We start from the raw sequence: 14516 nt of genomic DNA, 5'->3' as shown, positions 1-14516 counted from the left end.
TTGTTTCTGAATCACGACTGTTTCTGAATTACTTAGACGAGACTGAATCATGGCCCTCGACATTCACGCCCACCGCATCCTGATCCTCGACTTCGGTTCCCAGTACACCCAGCTGATTGCCCGCCGTGTGCGTGAAATCGGCGTGTACTGCGAACTGCATCCGTTCGACATGGACGACGAAGCGATCCGCGAATTCGCTCCAAAAGGCGTCATTCTCGCCGGCGGCCCCGAGTCCGTGCACGTCGCTGACAGCCCGCGCTGCCCGCAAGCGGTGTTTGACCTGGGCGTACCGGTCTTCGGTATCTGCTACGGCATGCAGACCATGGCTGAACAGCTGGGTGGCAAGGTCGAAGGTTCCGAATTGCGTGAGTTCGGTTACGCTCGCGTTGACGTCGTCGGCAAGAGCCGCCTGCTCGACGGCATCGAAGACCATATCGACGCCGACGGCCTGTTTGGCCTCGACGTGTGGATGAGCCACGGTGACAAAGTCACCAAGATGCCGCAGGACTTCCACATCCTGGCCAGTACGCCAAGCTGCCCGATCGCCGGTATGTTCAACGATGCTCGCGGCTACTACGGCGTGCAGTTCCACCCGGAAGTGACCCACACCAAGCAGGGTGGTCGCATCCTGTCGCGCTTCATCCTCGACATCTGCGGCTGCGAAGCCCTGTGGACGCCTTCGAAGATTGCTGAAGACGCCATTGCCAACATCCGCGCCCAGGTCGGCACCGACAACGTACTGCTCGGCTTGTCCGGTGGCGTTGACTCCTCGGTGGTTGCCGCACTGCTGCACAAAGCCATTGGCGACCAACTGACCTGCGTCTTCGTCGACAACGGCCTGCTGCGTCTGCACGAAGGTGAGCAAGTGATGGCCATGTTCGCCGAGAACATGGGCGTCAAGGTGATCCGCGCCAACGCCGAAGACCAGTTCCTGAACAACCTGGCTGGCGAAAGCGATCCAGAGAAGAAACGCAAAATCATCGGCCGTACCTTCATCGACGTCTTCGATGCCCAGTCGAACAAACTGGACAACATCAAGTACCTCGCCCAAGGCACCATCTACCCGGACGTGATCGAGTCGGCTGGCGCCAAAAGCGGCAAGGCTCACGTGATCAAGTCGCACCACAACGTGGGCGGCCTGCCGGAAGAAATGAACCTCAAGCTGGTTGAACCCCTGCGCGAGCTGTTCAAGGACGAAGTCCGTCGTCTGGGCCTGGAACTGGGCCTGCCGTACGACATGGTCTACCGTCACCCGTTCCCGGGCCCGGGCCTGGGCGTGCGCATCCTCGGTGAAGTGAAGAAGGAATACGCCGACCTGCTGCGTCGTGCCGACCACATCTTCATCGAAGAACTGCGCAAAGCCGACTGGTACCACAAGGTCAGCCAGGCGTTCGTGGTGTTCCAGCCAGTGAAATCGGTTGGCGTTGTGGGCGATGGCCGTCGTTACGCCTGGGTCGTGGCCCTGCGTGCGGTGGAAACCATCGACTTCATGACTGCGCGTTGGGCTCACCTGCCTTACGAACTGCTGGAAACCGTCAGCGGCCGGATCATCAACGAAATCGAAGGCATCTCCCGCGTTACCTATGACGTGTCGAGCAAGCCACCAGCGACGATCGAGTGGGAGTGATCCCGGTTTAAACTGATCGTCCGTAACACCTGAAAGGCCCCGTGAGCGCAAGTTCACGGGGCCTTTTTGCGATCAGGCCGCTACAGAGGGCAGGCGCCCTTCAAGGGTCAGGCCCATGCGGTTGAGTGCGTGGACAAGGTTGATCAGATTCGCGTAGGTGATCTGATGCACGGCAGTCCAGGCAGGACGGTTAATCAGAAAGCCGCCATCCGCCGTTCGCGCAATCATCGTTCGCACTATCTGGTTGGTCCGGCTGCGATGAATCAGCGTCAACGTGTCCTCCGAACTTTCAATGGTGAACATGCCTTGGCGGAACAGCAGCTCATTGATTTGCTCGGGCGATCGCTGAATGAACTGAGTTGGAATCTGCAGGCTGATGTCGGCATACAGGGTGTCGACATTACCGCCCATCAGGGGTGCGATTTCTGTTTTCACGGCCGACTTCGATGCCATGGTCGATGTCCAGGTGCTGACGCTGGTCAGGGCCCACTTCTTCGATGCGTAGACCGATACCCCCCTCGGTTTCGCTGATGCCGGCCATTCCCCTGAACGTGTTGGTACTCTCCTGGTCGGTGATTACCACCCATTTGCCGCCACCATTGCGGGCTTGTGTGGCCTTTATGATGGTATGGGTGAGGTAGGTCCTGACGGATTGCCGTGAGATGGCGCGGAAATTCGAGTCTGTATAGCGATAACTGGCCAGGCAATCGGTGGCCTGGATTCGAATGCCGTTCTGTTGGGCGGTCTTGACGACTTCGAGGGGGGTGAACTGTCCCGCAGGATCGCCTGGCAGTTTTTGCAGGTACTTCCCCAGCATCCCATGCATGTCCCCGGTTTCGGCGAAATCGTTCAGGTCGACTTGATTGAAGTCGTTGAGCAGGCGATGCATGTAGATCGTCTTGACGCCTTGCTTCGCCAGCGTTGGCATGTTTTCGATCAGGAACCGCATGCTGGCAATGCGGTCCTGACTCTCACCGATTACCAGACCGGGCGCAGTGTTGAATACTTTCTCGATGAGCTCCGTAACGGTCGTGGAGGGCGTGATGACGGGCTGAATCGGGCGGGCCGGTAACGAGGCAAAAAAATTCTTCGGGATCTGGAATCTGATGGCATCCCTGATCAGGACCGCTCTACGCCCGGCGACATACTCTTCATAGGGGGAAACCCCTCTGAGGACCCCGCCAGGTGCGGCAACGACTTTTATATGGGTTTCGGGCTTTCCCAGAGCCAGGAAGTTCAGCGAGCGTCCATTGGGGGCGTCGTATCTCGTCAAGTGCCTGGAAAAATCAGGCGTTGGCCGGACATGATTCGTCGGCTTCGAGGGGCCGGGAACAGGCTTGCTGAGGTTTTTGCCGCCGCCCTTCAATCCGGCATTGGGCGCCAGCTCCCATTCGCCCTCGCCATTCAATCGCACCGGCATTGACCCCGTGGAGGCATGGGGGGTAGCCGGGTCGATAATGGCCCATGTGCCGCCGCCATTGATATCGGCTTCGTAACGAACGTAGTAAGCCTGATCGTTCATGAGGATCGCGGTGGACGGGTTTGAGTTCAGTGAATAAATGCCCTTGAATTTTCCGTCGGTGGCCAGCAGGGCCTGGCTTTCCAGAATTTCATTACTCTGCCAGTGCTCCGGCACCGAGGCCTGTGGCTCGATATCAGGCAGAGTCGGAATGAGCTTTTCGAGCACCTCGCTTGTCCCTGATGCCTCGGAAGTTATGTTCTGAGTTGCGACTTGTTCAACGGTATCCACCGCTTTGGACGGTTGAGCAGGCCAACCCATGAGTCTCATGCCCTTTGCGGCCAGTGCATTCTTCAGCGCTTCAAGATTATTGAAAGGCTTGAAGACGAAGTCCGGCCATATAGGGGAATCGAGTTCGATGTATCCGCCGGGCATCGTTTTGATAATGGTTTCTTCTATCTGCTTGTTGCCATTGCGATAGACCAAAAGCACGGCACTGTCCGAACGCTGAAAGGTGTACATGCCTGGCTCCGGCAACAGGGCTTTGAGGTTCGTCGAGGATCTATAGGTCCATGGGTTTTCCACTTGCAACCGCCAATCGCCTTTGATGGATGACGTTACGGTGTTCGAGCCCTCAAAGGGGGCTTCCTGAAGATCATAGACAGGCGTGTCCGCAGAGTCCTCATACACCACCGCTGCGCCGGAGTCGGCTGTAATGGGCTCCGCCAGTCCGGGGCTCACCTCATCGATGCGCACACTCACAGCGCCCACCTGTTCACTGATGCCTTGATAACGCCTGAAGGAACTCATGTTTTCCCGATTGACCAACGCCACCCAATTGGCTGATCCGTGCGCCTGCTCATTGAGTTGAATGACTTCGCTGGCAAAAAAACTTCGTGCCATTTGTTGTTGCGGCTCGAGGCTGACATGACCGTTGATGTTGTAAGTAATCGCGCAGTCGACGGCTTGAACGCGGATATGCTGCGCGTTGGCGGCCTTCACGAGTTCCAGGGAAGTGAACTTGCCCTCCGGGTCGTGACCCGTCTTGAGATCGAGTTTTTGCAGGTAGTCTTCGAGCTCTGCGGGCATTTCCCCGGTGCGAGCGAAAGTGTCCAGATCCATTTGATTGGCGTTGGTCAGCAGCTCTTGCAGATAGAGCCTCTTGAACCCAAGTTTCGCCAGTGTCGGCATATTTTCGATCAGCAATTTTCTACCGGCGAGGCTGCCCGGTGTCTGGCCCAAGACCAACCCGGACTTTTGTTCGGATACTGTTTGAAACAGCTCGGCCGCCGTTTTGAACGGAGGAGGGGAAGACGTTTGCACGGGGGGCAACGGTGGATGAGCTTCGTAATAGGCTTCGGCATCGTGTATCAGCCGGTTACGAGCAATGCGCTGATGCCAGGCAAATCGACTGGTCCGTACTTCCTGTCCTTCTTCCTCAATAACCGTAATAAACTCATCCGGACCGCCCAGGGCCCATTCCCTCATGCGGGGCGTTCGCAGTTTTTTTACATAAGTACCGGGTTCCTGCGCCCATGCCCCGTCTTGGGGTAGAGAGGGCTCACCCAACTCGCTGGTGGGCGGCGATTGCATTCCGCCTTTCAGTCCTGTGCGGGGTATCAGCTCCCACTGACCGTCAGCGTTCAGGCGAACGGGGAACGTGCCCGAGAAAGCGTCGGGGTTTTCTGGATCAATAATTGCCCATTTGCCGGCACCGTTGGCGTCGCCTTCGAAGCGCACGTAATAGGCTGCGTCGTTCATCTTGATTGCGGTCGATGGGGTGGAATGGAGCGAATAGATCCCCTGAAATTTACCGCTCTGGGCAGACAGCATTTCGCTTTCCAGTGACTCATGGCATTGCCATTGTTCAGGCACTACAACCGGTTCGCTCGGCGATAAAGGTGACCCTTCGGGTTGAGGGCGACTCGACTCTACGCTGTCGAGCTCACGCGGATCTTCCGTTACGGTAGATTCAGCGGCACTGTCCGACTCCCTCAGCGAAGCCATTTCGGCGGCTTCGGCGGCATCCACTGAAGCCCCGACTTCTTCCAGAACGCTGGCTTCCTTGAGCATCGGGATATTGAACAGGGCATTGATGCCATCGAGCACCGCGCCGATGACGCCAGCCTTGCGTTGCGCCGCCGTTTTGCCATTGACCGCCTTGTCGATGTTCAAGCCCATCGCGGCGATACTGGCCCCGATCACCGGCAACGCGATTGGCCAACCCATCACCGCCAAGGGGCCAAACACATGCAGCCCGGCAGCCAGGTAACCCAGCCAAAGTTGTTTACGCATTTGTCCGTGAGTCACCAGCGTCAGATCGGCCTCTTCCAGCATCGTGCTCTGGACCGCCCGGCTCTGCCAGGTGAAGGGATCGCCGCTGATGGTGATGTTTTTCTGATTGATCAAATGGTGGTCGTATTTTCCCCAGGTGCCGACCAACTGGTTCATCAGCGGGGTGATGTTGTCGTGGACTTCCTTGCGTACCGACAGCGGGAAATGGGTCATGAACTCCGTGCGCGGTTGCTCTTCATTCATTTGCAGCAAGATCCACCAGTGCATGTCCGTCGCTGTCGGCTGCACGTGGAAAGCCTGTGCGGCACCGGGAACGTAAGTGATCTGTCGACCATTGCGGTCAACAATGCGCAGAATATCGGTGGCGACATGACCTGCGACATCCAGCGCGCAGATACGTAGATCTGCAGGCGAAGCGGTTTGGGACTGCAGGGTCGCCAGGGTGATCGGCCAGGTTGCACCACCGACGACGGCCCTGACGACGGTCTGGAAATCCTCCTCTTGCAGTTGGCCGTTTTGACGCGCCTCGACGGCTTTGCTGAGGTAGTTGGATTTGGCCAGGGTCCGGAAGTCATCGAGATGAGTCGCCCAGAACGCGTTCAGTTTATTCAGATAACGTTCACTGAGGTTCATCTCCCACAGGTCCGTGAGGACCTTGCTGGGGTACATCCGCACTTCATTGGTTTCATTGAAAATGCTGGCGTTTGCATCCTCAGTGTAAAACCCGCCGTTACTGTTCAGTTCGAGGGCGTCGTCTTGATCGGTCACGCGGTATCCCTGGATGACCAGTTGCGTCAGGGTCAATGATTCACAGGGTTTGGGGGCGTGCTCCCAACTCAGAAAGGCCGTGTTGCTGCTGGCCGAGACGTTGTCGAACCGATGCCACCAGACCTCATCCGGGTCCATGCCGGTGATGCCGTGTTTGTTCAGGATTTCGCTGGCGACTGCGTGGGCTTCATCCTTCAAGCCCGGGCAGGCCGTCACAACGACGGGGGCAATCGTTTTCAGCCGCTCCTTGTCGGCAGAATTGGGTAACGCTTCGGTATTCTGATCAACAGGCATGCTCTCGCTCCTTGAGAAATGGGCTGTGAGGATGACCCGTTAGCTCAAGGCAAGTGCACTACATAGTTATGCCCACATGCCTTTCGTGACCGTGTAGGGTCACGCAGCAGATCGCATCTGCTGCGGCCATCCGCCGCCCCACCCTTACTGTTTCTCAACCGCAGGTGTATCGTATTCGCCTTTTGCAGGCCCTCGTGCCTGTCGCTGATACGTGAGGTAGTTAAGTTCATGTCGTTTACCCGTCGCCAAATCCTCGGTGGCCTGGCCGGTCTTGTTGTCGTTGGTGTCGGAGCGGGGGGCGCGTCGCGGTACTGGCTGGGCAAGATGGCTGACGCTGACGCAGGTCACGACTACGAGCTGATCGCAGCGCCGCTGGACGTCGAACTGGTGGCCGGGCACAAGACCGAAGCCTGGGCGTTCGGCCCCTCGGCGCCGGGCACCGAGTTGCGGGTTCGCCAGGGCGACTGGCTGCGAGTGCGTTTCATAAACCACCTGCCGGTCGCGACCACCATTCACTGGCACGGCATCCGCTTGCCGCTGGAGATGGATGGCGTGCCTTACGTCTCGCAATTGCCGGTGCTGCCGGGTGAGTACTTCGATTACAAATTCCGCGTGCCCGACGCCGGTAGCTACTGGTATCACCCGCACGTGAACAGCAGCGAAGAGCTCGGTCGCGGGCTGGTCGGTCCGCTGATCATCGAAGAGCGTGAGCCGACCGGTTTCAAGTACGAGAAAACCCTGAGCCTCAAGAGCTGGCACGTCGATGAAGAGGGTGCTTTCGTTGCGTTCAGCATTCCTCGTGAAGCCGCGCGCGGCGGTACGGCGGGACGTTTGTCGACCATCAATGGCGTCTCGCAGGCGGTGATCGACTTGCCCGCCGGGCAGATCACCCGCGTGCGCATACTCAACCTCGATAACACGCTGACGTATCGCCTCAACATCCCCGGAGTCGAAGCGCAGATCTACGCACTGGACGGCAATCCCATCGAGCCGCGTCCGCTGGGCAAGGAGTACTGGCTCGGCCCCGGCATGCGTATTTGCCTGGCGATCAAGGCGCCGCCGGCCGGTGAGGAATTGTCCCTGCGCAACGGCCCGGTTCGCCTGGGCACCTTGCGCTCAGTGGCGAATACCGACGCACCGACACCATGGCCGCCGGCACTGCCTGCGAACCCGATCGCCGAGCCGGACCTGGCCAACGCCGAGAAACTCAACTTCAATTTCGAGTGGGTGGGCTCGGTGTCGGTCAACGTCGGCAACGGTAAACCGCCGAGCCTGTGGCAGATTAACGGCAAGGCCTGGGACATCACGGACAAGACCTGCGCCGACCGCCCGATTGCCAAGCTTGAGAAGGGCAAGAGCTACATTTTCGAATTGAAGAACATGACTCAGTATCAGCACCCGATTCACTTGCACGGCATGAGCTTCAAAGTCATTGCCTCGAACCGGCACAAGGTCATTCCGTACTTCACCGACACGTATCTGTTGGGCAAGAACGAGCGTGCGCAAGTGGCGCTGGTAGCGGATAACCCGGGCATCTGGATGTTCCATTGCCATGTGATCGATCACATGGAAACCGGCCTGATGGCCGCTATCGAGGTGGCCTGATGCGTCAGATACGTCCCGCCGCGATCATCGACCGCAGCCGTGATCGCGACTTCATGCGCGAAGCCCTGGCCTTGGCTGCACAAGGCGCAGCGTTGGGTGAAGTGCCCGTGGGCGCTGTGTTGGTGCAGGACGGCGAGATCATCGGTCGCGGCTTCAATTGCCCGATCAGCGGCAACGACCCGAGTGCCCACGCTGAAATGGTCGCGATCCGCGCCGCAGCCTTGGCCGCGAGCAACTATCGTCTGCCGGGCAGCACGCTGTACGTGACGCTGGAGCCGTGCAGCATGTGCGCCGGCCTGATCGTGCATTCGCGGATTGCGCGGGTGGTGTATGGCGCGCTGGAGCCCAAGGCCGGGATTGTGCAGAGTCAGGGGCAGTTCTTCACCCAAGGGTTTTTGAACCACCGGGTGTTGTTTGAAGGCGGGGTGTTGGCGCAGGAGTGCGGGGCGGTGCTTAGCGAGTTTTTCAAGGCCCGAAGAGCCAAGCCAGCAGATTGAGTCGCACCGAGGAGTGAACTTGAGAACCCGATCAATGTGGGAGCTGGCTTGCCTGCGATGGGGGGCTGACAGTCGACATCTTTGCTGTCTGACACTCCGCTATCGCAGGCAAGCCAGCTCCCACATTTGATCTTCGGTGTTGCTGAAAGCTTCGGTTTACTTGCGGGCCACGATGACGGCACGCATCGGCGCCGGCAGCCCTTCAATCGTTTTGCTGTGATCGTCCGGATCCAGGAAGTCGCTCAGCGACTGATACTTCATCCACTCCGTCCCGCGCTGTTCCTCGACCGTGGTCACGCTCACGTCCACGCAACGCACATCGGTAAACCCGGCACGGCGCAACCACAATTCCAGCGCCGGCACCGACGGCAGGAACCACACGTTGCGCATCTGCGCATAACGGTCTTCCGGCACCAGCACCTGCTGCTGATCGCCTTCGATCACCAGCGTCTCCAGCACCAGTTCACCGCCTTTGACCAGGCAATCCTTCAGCGCCAGCAAATGCTCGATCGGCGAACGGCGGTGATAGAACACGCCCATGGAAAACACCGTATCGAAGCCTTCCAGCTCCGGCGGCAAGTCTTCGAACGGGAATGGCAGGTGCCAGGCATTCGGTTCCGACAGGTAGCGCTGCACGGCCTGGAACTGGCAGAAGAACAGCCAGTTCGGGTCAACGCCGATCACGCTGTCGGCACCGGCGCCGAGCATGCGCCACATGTAGTAACCGTTGCCGCAACCCACATCAAGAATGCGTTTGCCCTTCAGATCCAGATGCGGTGCAACACGCGACCATTTCCAGTCTGAACGCCATTCGGTGTCGACGTGCACGCCGAACAGATCAAACGGTCCTTTGCGCCATGGCGATAAACCCATCAGCGCGGTACGCATTTGCGCACGGGTTTCGTCGTCGCACTCGGTGTCCAGCATCAGGCCGTTGAGCAAGTCGACTTCGCTCGGCTGAAGCTTCGGCAATGCATCCAGTGCACTCTGCCAACGTTCCAGGTCGCCATGACCCTTATCCATTTTCTTGTCGAGTTGCGCTTGCAGGGTGTTGGCCCAGGCGGCCAGTGGTGTACCGGCCAGACGGCGGGCGAGGGGGGACAGATCAATCATGGCAAGGCAATCAACGAGGCAAAGTTAAGACACTGGAACCACGGCACGACTTTCGAGAACCCGGCGGCCAGCAGGCGCTCGCGGTGTTCTTCGAGGCTGTCGGGCTTCATGACGTTTTCGATGGCGCTGCGTTTCTGGGCGATTTCCAGTTCGCTGTAGCCGTTGGCGCGTTTGAAGGCGACGTGCAGGTCGGTGAGCAGCGCGTGTTCTTCGGGGTCATTGAAACGCAGCTTCTCTGACAGGATCAGCGCGCCACCCGGCAACAGCGATTGGCGGATGCGCGACAGCAATGCCGTGCGCTGGTCCGGGGCGATGAATTGCAGGGTGAAGTTCAACGCCACCACCGAGGCGGGCTGGAAGTCGAGGGCGAGGATGTCGCCCTCGATTACTTCAACGGGCAGCAACTCCTGGAACATCGAGTCCTGACCGTTGAGGTATTCGCGGCAGCGTTCGACCATTGCCGTCGAGTTATCCACAGCGATCACCCGGCAACCGTCGGTGCGCACGTGTCGGCGCAAGGCTTGAGTCACAGCGCCCAGGGACGAACCGAGGTCGTAGAGCACGCTGTTGGGCTGGGCGAATTGCGCGGCGAGCACGCCGAGGTTTTCCACGATGGTCGGATAGCCCGGCACCGAACGCTTGATCATGTCCGGGAACACCCGCACCACGTCCTCGTTAAAGGCGAAGTCAGGCACCTGGGCCAAAGGCTGGGCGAAAAGGCGATCGGGTTCTTTGCTCACGGCGGTTCCAGCGGCGTTGGTGGAAAAGGCCGGCATTTTAGCCAAATTGACGGGGGGATGCGCGGGTTGTCTGATAAACCGTGCCGAAGGCGTACGCAATCCTGTAGCAGCTGCCGAAGGCTGCGTTCGGCTGCGAAGCAGTCGTGCCTTGTTTTGCGTCACTTAAGTACGATTGATGTTGTTTGGGAGGCGAGGGCTTTGCCCTCGAACGCAGCCTTCGGCAGCTGCTACAGCGTGTGGCGTGCTTGATACTGGGGGCCGAACGCCGACGCCGTGATCCCCCACTGCCCCAGCCAGTAACTGACGATGATCACGTAAGGCGCCGCATCGAACGGCGCCACAAAGCGGCTGATACCAATCACGCTGTCGGAGAACACAAACGCCAGCGCACCTGCCGCCGCCAGCAGTGCCGAGCGTTTTGGCACCTCCGTGCCCAAGCGAGCCAGTGCCCGCCAGAGCATTGCGCTGATGGCCAGGCCATAAACAATCACCGGAACCAGCAATGGGCCGAGACCGTGGGAAATCAAAATCCCCAACAATACTGCGCCGACGCCCAGGGCAATCACCAAGGGCAACGCCGCCAACCGCCGGCAATCGCTCAAATAGGCTTTGAGATAAGCCAGGTGTGCAACCAGAAACGCCCCGAGACCAAACACAAACAGATCCCCCGGCCAGGCCAGCAACACATCACCCAGCAGCGAGAAAATCAGGCCAAGGCTGATCCAGCGTCGATAGTCGCTGGGCGGCGCGTCATGCAGCCAACCGAGCAGGGCCAGTACTGGCAACGGTTTGACCAGCAGACAAAGCAACATCGCGTGCACGCTTACGCCATACAGGAAGGTCACCGCGCCCATCAGCGCCAGAATCAGCCAGCCCACGATCAGTTAACCGAAATCGCGCAATCGAAGGTGTCCACCGGCAACACTTCCGGCGCCCAAGGCTGCTGCGAGGTCAGGCGCAAACGCCCGGTGCCGGCGGCAAACGCCTGAAAGCGCCAGGTCGAAATACCGGCGCTGCCGACGATGCCGGCGTCCTCGGGGTTGCTGTACACCTCGGGGCTGAGCGCATGCAGCACACCACCGGCCGAATCCTGGATCGCCCAGCGGTAACCCGTACTCGGGTTGCTCGGCAGGGTCAGGATCAGGTTTTGCCCGTTGTTGAGTTTCACCGGGCATTGGCTTTGTTTTTCCACGGTCACGTTCTGTTTCGGCTGCGTGGCACAGGCGGCCAGCAAGGAAAGGGCGAGGGGGACAAACAAGCGAGTGGGGGACATAGGGTCAGCGGCTCCGGCGTTCACGACGAACGGCGAGCATAACTGAAGATGAGACAAAGTGTGACAGCGCTGGGGATTTGCGCCGTCAGTGCCGACGCCTTCGCGGGCAAGCCCGCTCCCACCATGGATTGCAATAACCCAGTGGGAGCAAGCCTGCTCGCGAAAGCGGTGGTTCAGGCGCTACCTAACGATCAGAACAATATCTTCGCCACATCCGCAAAGCGCTTGGCGAAATGCACGGTGATCCCTTCTTTCAGATAATCCGGCAGCTCCTCAAAGCTGCCACGGTTAGGCTCCGGCAAGATTAACTCGAAGATCTTCTGCCGCCGCGCCGCAATCACCTTCTCGCGTACCCCGCCAATTGGCAGGACGTGCCCGGTCAACGTCAGTTCGCCGGTCATGGCCACGCCTTTTTTCGGCGGCTGGTTGCGTGCGAGCGAGAGCAGGGCGCTGGCCATGGTCACGCCGGCGCTCGGGCCGTCTTTCGGGGTGGCGCCTTCCGGGACGTGGAGGTGGACGAAGGCTTCGTCGAAGAATTTCGGATCGCCGCCAAACGATTTCAGGTTGGAACTGACGTAGCTGTAGGCGATTTCCGCCGACTCTTTCATCACATCACCCAATTGCCCGGTGAGTTTGAAGCCACGGTTCAGCGTGTGGATCCGCGTCGCTTCGATCGGCAAGGTCGCGCCGCCCATGCTGGTCCAGGCCAGACCGGTGATAACGCCGGTGCCGGACAACACTTGCTCGTTGCGGAACACCGGATGACCGAGTGAGGTTTCGAGGTCTTTGGGGCCGAGTTTGATGACGGCTTTGGGGTCGTCGATCAATTTCACCACGGCTTTGCGCACCAGTTTGCCCAGTTGTTTTTCCAACTGGCGCACACCGGCTTCGCGGGCGTAACCGTCGATCAAGGCTTTGAGCGCGCTGTCGCTGATGCTCAGGCTGCCTTTGGACACGCCGGCCTTTTCCAGTTGTTTCGGCCACAGGTGACGCTTGGCGATGGCGATTTTTTCTTCGGTGATGTAACCCGACAGGCGAATCACTTCCATCCGGTCCAGCAACGGGCCGGGGATTGAGTCCAGGGTGTTGGCGGTGCACACGAACAGCACTTTCGACAGGTCCAGACGCAGGTCCAGATAGTGGTCGAGGAATTCGACGTTCTGTTCCGGATCGAGGGTTTCCAGCAGCGCCGAGGCCGGGTCGCCCTGATAGCTTTGGCCCATCTTGTCGATCTCATCGAGCATGATCACCGGGTTCATCACTTCGACGTCTTTCAACGCCTGTACGAGTTTGCCCGGTTGCGCGCCGATGTAGGTGCGGCGGTGGCCCTTGATCTCGGCTTCGTCGCGCATGCCGCCGAGGCTGAAGCGGTAGAACGGCCGGCCAAGGGATTCGGCGATGGACTTGCCGACGCTGGTTTTACCCACGCCCGGCGGGCCGACCAGCAGCACGATAGAGCCGCTGATCTCGCCTTTGTAAGCACCGACCGCGAGGAATTCGAGGATGCGGTCCTTGATGTCGTCGAGGCCGGCATGGTGTTTGTCCAGTACCTTGCGCGCGTGCTTGAGGTCGAGTTTGTCCTCGCCGTACACGCCCCACGGCACCGAGGTCGCCCAGTCGAGGTAGTTGCGGGTGACCGCGTACTCCGGCGAGCCGGTCTCGAGGATCGACAGCTTGTTCATTTCCTCTTCGATGCGTTTCTGCGCCTGCGGCGAGAGCACTTTGCCGGTGAGGCGTTGCTCGAACTGCTCGATGTCAGCGCTGCGATCGTCTTTGGTCAGGCCCAGCTCTTGCTGGATGACCTTGAGTTGTTCCTTGAGGAAGAACTCGCGCTGATGCTCGCCGATCTTGCGGTTAACTTCGGCGGAAATCTCTTTCTGCAGGCGCGCAACTTCGACTTCCTTGCGCAGCATCGGCAGGACTTTTTCCATGCGCTTGAGCATGGGCACGCAGTCGAGCACTTCTTGCAGTTCGCCACCGGTGGCGGAGGTCAGGGCGGCGGCGAAGTCGGTCAGCGGCGACGGGTCGTTGGGGCTGAAGCGGTTGAGGTAGTTTTTCAGCTCTTCGCTGTACAGCGGGTTGAGCGGCAGCAGTTCCTTGATCGCGTTGATCAGCGCCATGCCGTAGGCCTTGACCTCGTCGGTCGGCTCGGTGGGCTGGTGCGGGTATTCGACTTCCACCAGGTACGGCGGGCGATGGTGCTTGAGCCAGGTCTTGATGCGCACCCGGGTCAGGCCCTGGGCGACGAATTGCAGTTTGCCGTTTTCACGGCTGGCGTGGTGCACCTTGACCAGGGTGCCGTACTCGGGGAGTGCGCCGGTGTTGAGATGGCGCGGGTCTTCCTGGGGCGTGTCCATGTAGAACAGGGCCAGGGAGTGGTGATCGGCCTTGCTGACCAGGTCGAGGGTTTCGGCCCAGGGTTCTTCGTTGACGATGACCGGCAGTACTTGGGCCGGGAAGAACGGGCGGTTGTGGATCGGGATGATGTAGACCTTGTCCGGCAGGTTCTGGCCGGGCAGGGCGAGGCCTTTGCCGGTGGCGTGGTGTTCGATTTGCTCGGCTTCGTTGTACTCGCTCGGGTCTTCGGGGAAGTCTTGCTGGTCGCTCATGGGGCACCTGCGCAATGGGGTATGGGTGTTAGATGGGGCAGGTGGGGGGTGGTTTCAATGGCACGGGATATTTCAAGGTGTGTGTTCAGGGTCTGGACAGGTGAGTGTGTTGACCTGTCCAGTGTAGATGCACCGCGCCAACTTGCCCGCCTGATAGCCGACCCAGCAGTAGCAGATGAACCCAGTCCAATTGTAGGAGTGGGGTGACAAAAATAGTGGCCACAAAAAAGGCGACC

General features: G+C 59.5%; 10 protein-coding genes. 3 read left to right on the top strand and 7 right to left on the bottom strand.

Translation table 11 applies throughout. The annotated features are described in order from the left end of the window. The first annotated feature begins 49 nt into the window (after nucleotides 1-49). Nucleotides 50-1627 carry a glutamine-hydrolyzing GMP synthase gene (gene guaA / locus SB725_RS19075; RefSeq protein WP_027922773.1) on the top strand — a complete coding sequence of 526 codons (1578 nt, stop codon included), beginning with the start codon at nucleotides 50-52 and terminating at the stop codon, nucleotides 1625-1627. Nucleotides 1628-1699: 72 nt separating this feature from the next. On the opposite strand, the gene SB725_RS19070 is transcribed toward guaA, so the two are convergent. Both SB725_RS19070 and SB725_RS19065 read right to left on the bottom strand, forming a co-directional pair. After that, complete coding sequence (locus SB725_RS19070; RefSeq protein ID WP_410922477.1) at nucleotides 1700-2062, bottom strand: hypothetical protein; 363 nt, start codon at nucleotides 2060-2062, stop codon at nucleotides 1700-1702. Beyond that, nucleotides 2028-6443: a membrane-targeted effector domain-containing toxin gene (locus SB725_RS19065; RefSeq protein WP_410922476.1), complete on the bottom strand. Its 4416-nt coding sequence runs from the start codon at nucleotides 6441-6443 to the stop codon at nucleotides 2028-2030. The genes SB725_RS19070 and SB725_RS19065 overlap by 35 nt, the downstream gene beginning before the upstream one ends. Before the next feature lie 228 nt (nucleotides 6444-6671). Here SB725_RS19065 and SB725_RS19060 point away from each other — a divergent pair, with 228 nt between their 5' ends. Both SB725_RS19060 and tadA read left to right on the top strand, forming a co-directional pair. Beyond that, entirely contained in the window at nucleotides 6672-8048 is a 1377-nt protein-coding gene (locus SB725_RS19060) for a multicopper oxidase family protein (protein WP_027922775.1), read from the top strand. After that, a complete protein-coding gene (gene tadA / locus SB725_RS19055) occupies nucleotides 8048-8545 on the top strand; it encodes a tRNA adenosine(34) deaminase TadA (protein WP_027922776.1) in 498 nt (165 codons plus the stop codon). Before SB725_RS19060 ends, tadA begins: the two co-directional genes overlap by 1 nt. 156 nt (nucleotides 8546-8701) lie before the next feature. Here tadA and cmoB read toward each other — a convergent pair whose 3' ends face one another. The 5 genes from cmoB to lon all read right to left on the bottom strand — a co-directional run bounded on the left by cmoB (nucleotide 8702) and on the right by lon (nucleotide 14280). Further along, nucleotides 8702-9658, bottom strand: coding sequence for a tRNA 5-methoxyuridine(34)/uridine 5-oxyacetic acid(34) synthase CmoB (cmoB, locus tag SB725_RS19050; RefSeq protein WP_410922475.1), 957 nt, complete (start codon nucleotides 9656-9658; stop codon nucleotides 8702-8704). Continuing rightward, nucleotides 9655-10434, bottom strand: coding sequence for a carboxy-S-adenosyl-L-methionine synthase CmoA (gene cmoA / locus SB725_RS19045; protein WP_172825931.1), 780 nt, complete (start codon nucleotides 10432-10434; stop codon nucleotides 9655-9657). Before cmoA ends, cmoB begins: the two co-directional genes overlap by 4 nt. A gap of 191 nt (nucleotides 10435-10625) precedes the next feature. Then, entirely contained in the window at nucleotides 10626-11276 is a 651-nt protein-coding gene (locus tag SB725_RS19040) for a lysoplasmalogenase (RefSeq protein WP_410922474.1), read from the bottom strand. 2 nt (nucleotides 11277-11278) lie between these two features. After that, complete coding sequence (locus tag SB725_RS19035; protein ID WP_027922780.1) at nucleotides 11279-11671, bottom strand: protease inhibitor I42 family protein; 393 nt, start codon at nucleotides 11669-11671, stop codon at nucleotides 11279-11281. A gap of 191 nt (nucleotides 11672-11862) precedes the next feature. Further along, on the bottom strand, nucleotides 11863-14280 hold the full coding sequence (lon, locus tag SB725_RS19030; RefSeq protein ID WP_027922781.1) for an endopeptidase La: 2418 nt from the start codon (nucleotides 14278-14280) through the stop codon (nucleotides 11863-11865). Between the last annotated feature and the right edge of the window lie 236 nt (nucleotides 14281-14516).

Source organism: Pseudomonas sp. SIMBA_041 (genome assembly GCF_046535095.1).
GTDB lineage: Bacteria > Pseudomonadota > Gammaproteobacteria > Pseudomonadales > Pseudomonadaceae > Aquipseudomonas > Aquipseudomonas mucoides.
Note: the sequence above shows the minus strand (reverse complement) of the source record. Positions and strands in the feature narration are given on the sequence as shown.